General features: G+C 70.4%; 3 protein-coding genes. All 3 read right to left on the bottom strand.

Annotated elements, in window-relative coordinates; all coding sequences use genetic code 11:
• A partial coding sequence (locus QN141_14105; GenBank protein ID MDR7559610.1) for an LptA/OstA family protein occupies positions 1–1,299 on the bottom strand: 1,299 nt, incomplete at its 3' end.
• Between the two features lie 7 nt (positions 1,300–1,306).
• A complete protein-coding gene (locus QN141_14110; protein ID MDR7559611.1) occupies positions 1,307–2,755 on the bottom strand; it encodes an LptA/OstA family protein in 1,449 nt (482 codons plus the stop codon).
• A gap of 249 nt (positions 2,756–3,004) precedes the next feature.
• Positions 3,005–4,066 (bottom strand): LptF/LptG family permease (locus tag QN141_14115; GenBank protein ID MDR7559612.1); only part of this gene is annotated, 1,062 nt, incomplete at its 5' end.

Below are 4,066 nucleotides of genomic sequence, written 5' to 3' on the forward strand. Positions count from 1 at the left end.
AGCGGGGAAGACATCGCCGTCCAGGTCCCAGCGGGTCTCGGCTACCAGCGAGGCGGAGAATCCCGGACGGAAGTGGCGCAGGACCAGCCGCGGCAGGAGCTCGTCGTCCACGCCTGCTGTGCCTGCCGCCCGCGTGAAGGTGAGGACAGCCTCGCCGCTCATCTCCGGCGAAAGGGCCTGGCTGTGGACCAGGGTCCCGGTCAGGCCTTGAGCCGGGCCGACGGAGGTGCTGCTGTAGGTCGCGTAGAGGAACGTTGTCGCGCCGGTAGTGCGGTGGCTGAGGTCGAGGGCGGTGAAGAGGTCGCTGGTGGCGGGCGGGGACGGTGTCCCGCCCGGCGCTCGATGCGTGTAGTCCCCGAAGAGGTTCAGCCGCAGGGCGGGTGCCAGGTCCTGGGCGTGGTTGACGACCACCCGCCAGTCGGTCCCGCCGGTCTGGCGGTTGGCCAGGCGGTAGACGAGGGCGGTCCCCTGTCCGCGCCCGCCGCTCAGACGATAGGCGTGCTCGACACCCAGGCCGGTTCCCAGTCGCTCCATGTAGTCCGCGAGGACAAATCCCCAGTGTCCTTCATTGAGAAAGTACGTGGTGTGCGTCTTCACGAACCATCCCTCCACCGGGCTGTAGCCGACGACGGGGAAAAAGCGCGTCGCCTGCCTCTCGCGCAGGAAGATGATGAACGACGGCAGCGTCACAACCCGCTGGCCGGCGATCCACAGCGACGCACGGCGGCCCACCACCTTGTCATTGAGAAAGACCGCGATTTCGTCGGCGGTCAGAAAGACCAGGGGAACGTCCGGGTCGCAGGTGGTGACGAAGCCTTCCCGGATGGAGACGGTGCGGTCGAGCACTCCCTCCAGCCGCTGTGCGCGCAGGTGGACGGGCCCGAGCACCATCGGGCTGGTCACCCGGGCGCGGGCCTGATGTAGAACGCCCAGGCGGGTGCGCAGGTTGTAGGTCAACAGTTCCGCGGTGGCCTCCTGGGCGCCGACGCGCAAACGGACGTGGCCCTCCGCCGTCACCTCCCCCGTCTCCAGGTTGGCGACAAGCGCATGGGCGTCGATGGTCACATCCTCGAAGGTGAGCACGACGTTTCCAGTGGCCACCAGGACGCGGGTGCGTCGATCGTAGCGAAAGGCATCGGCGCGGATCAACACCGGCACCTCCCCGGAGACGTCCGTCGGCGCGGGGAGGAACGTGGGGGAGGGCGAAAACCCGGTCTCCGGCGCCGGCACGGCGACCGACGGCAGAAGGACGAACAGCCCCAGCACGAGCGCGGCCGCACGAACGCCGGGCGAGCGCATGGATGGGCTACGGACCGCGCCGGACCTTGAACTCCGTCTGCACGTTGCCGAAAGCCTCGAACGCCTCTTCCTGCAGCGCGATGATGACGCGGTCCGCGCGCAGCCGGTTGCCATCCTCGTCCTGCATGTGCACGCTCCCCATCACCACCACGCTCCGGCCGCGGTGGGTGTAGCGGGCGCGGTCGCCGGTCGCCTGCCGGGCGCCCTGGGTCACTCGCACCCGTCCTTCGGCCTCCATGTCCCGAGACCGGAGGAAGAGGGTCAGCCGGTCGCACGCCACGCGGGCCGGCATGGCCATCGTCCGGCGCGTCTCCCCGTCGGCCGGCCGCTCGCCCTCCGACAGGAACAGGTCTCCGGTCAGACCGTCCACCACCACCTCGCCTTCCAGCACGAGCCGCCCGTCCGCTTCGTTGTAGTAGCCGCGGGCTGCGCGGGCCGTCCGGTCGCGCTGACGCACCTCAACTCCGCCGAGGGCTTCGGCCTCCGGGGCGTCCCAGCGAAAGCGTATCCGCTCGGCCGTAATGATGGTCTCCTCGCGGGTCAGCGTGTCCGCAGCTGGATCGTCGCCCTCGGCAGGCATCGCCGGCCGGACCAGACGGGCCCCCCCGCTGACCTCCGCACGCAGGACGCGCAGGCTAGCAGCCAGCCGTTCCCCCGTGAGGATGCTCCCGCCCCGACTCAGACGCACCCCGCCTTCTGCCGTCACCTGGTCGGTCCGGCCGTCGTGGACCAGCGACGGGGCCTGAACCTCCAGACCCTTCTGGGTCACCGTGACCCCGGCCGACGCCTGAGTCATGCGCGTGGCCAGGTCGAAACGCATGCGACCCGCGCGCAGCACCAGATCCCCTTGCGCCAGCACTACATGCCCCTCGGCCTCGGCCGTCCGGGAGCGGATTTCGTACCGGACGCTGTCGGCGGTCAGTCGGGCGCCGGGTTGTTGCACCACGACCTGCCCGTGAGCCGTCGCCACCTGGGCCCGCTGGTCAAGCCGCAGCTGATCCGCCCGGATCTCCACCTCGCCGACAGTGAGACGGACGTGTCCTTCGGCAACGAAAACCCGGGAACGAGTATCGTACCGCACCCGCTCGGCCTGAAGGCGACCGGTCTCGACTGGCGGCGTACTGCCCGCGGAGGAGCCCGCAGAACGCCGCGGCGCGGCCGAATCGGGTGTCGAGGATACGCCGTCTGTGCCGAGCGCGGAGGAGACCGCATCCCCCCGGAGGATGGCGACCTCGACGTCCCCCAGCACCGTGAAGTCGCCCGTGGCGCGGTCGAGCACGATTTCTCCGGCGCGCAGGCGAAGGGCTGGGGCGCTATCGCGGTAGAGATCGGCCTGGCGAACACCCCGGAAGCGCGTGAACTGGCCGTCGGCGCTCACGTCCGCCTGGCCGGCATGGACTTCCGCCTGCCGCCGGCCCTCGCTCCTGAGGACGAGGACGGCGCCGCTGATGCTCACACCGGGCGGGGACGGCACAGGGGCAGGCGCCGGCGCCGTCCCGGTCGGCGCGGGGACGCGCCGCGACCAGGCGGCGGACCACCCCAGGTAGGCACCTGCGCCGAGGGAGGCGGCCACAAGTCCTACTACTGCAAGCGGAGCGCGGCGCTGTCCGCCGGGCGGTCGGGGCGTGCCCGGAGGTCGCGGATCGGCGGGAGCGTGCGGCACTTCAGGAGGGCGCGCCACCGCTACTCACCCGGAAGTCGCGACTCACCCGGAAGTCGCGGGCGCCCGGTGCAACCACCGGTCCTGCCGGGCCCAGATCACGAGGCCCCCCACGCCGAAGAGCAGGTTCGGCAGCCAGGCCGCCAGCATGGGCGAGACGGCTCCGACAGCGCCCACTGCCCGCGCGCTCGACATCACCGCGTAATACAGGAAAAGCAACACCACGCTGATCCCCACGCCGGTGAAGCGCCCCCCCTGCGTGGCCAGCAGGCTGAGCGGCGCCGCCACCAGGGCGAAGACCACGCTGGCGGCGGGGATGGCGAACTTCCGGTGCAGCTCGATGGCAAAACGCGGCGGCGCCTCCCGGCCGAAGGCGGCCAGGTACTGGCGCAGCTCGGCGGCGGTCATCTCGTCGGGGGTCTTCTGCCCGGCGAAGAAAATGCCGCCCGGGAGGTTCACCAGGATGCGCATCTCGTCGAAGCGCGCCTCGTACCGGGTGAACCCCTCCGAGTCGAATTCCCGCAGGACTCCGTCCCGCAGGCGCAAGTACCGGTCGTCCCAGCGGCCCTCGCGGGCGGTGATCAGACGCGGCAACGGCGGAGTTACCTCGTAAACCATGACGTTCTGCAACAGCCGTCGATCGTCGTCGACCCGCTCAACGTAGAAGAAGCGATTGCCCGGGGCGCGAAAGAAGACCTGCTCGCGCACCTGCGGGAAGGCCTCGCCAAAGGCCGCGCGACGGATCAGGGTGTTGGCCCGGTGGTTGGCCCAGGGGGCGAAATACTCGTTGGTCAGGAAGGTCACCGCCGCCATGCCAAGGGCGAACACCAGCGCCGGGGCGAAGAGGCGGCCCAGGCTCATCCCGGCCAGGCGCATCGCCTGCAGTTCGCGGTCACGCGCCAGCCGTCCCAGCCCCAGCAGCACGCCAAGGAGGGTCGAGACGGGGAAGGTGATCACCATGATGGCCGGGAGTTTATAGGCGAGCAGGCGTCCCAGCGCCTGAAGGGTGAGGCGCCCCGAGACGATGAACTCGGCCAGCGTGTACAGGATGTCCCCGACCAGGAGCACGGCGAAACCGCCGACGCCCAGAAGAAAGGGCGGCAGGAT

Source organism: Armatimonadota bacterium (genome assembly GCA_031459765.1).
GTDB lineage: Bacteria > Sysuimicrobiota > Sysuimicrobiia > Sysuimicrobiales > Kaftiobacteriaceae > Kaftiobacterium > Kaftiobacterium secundum.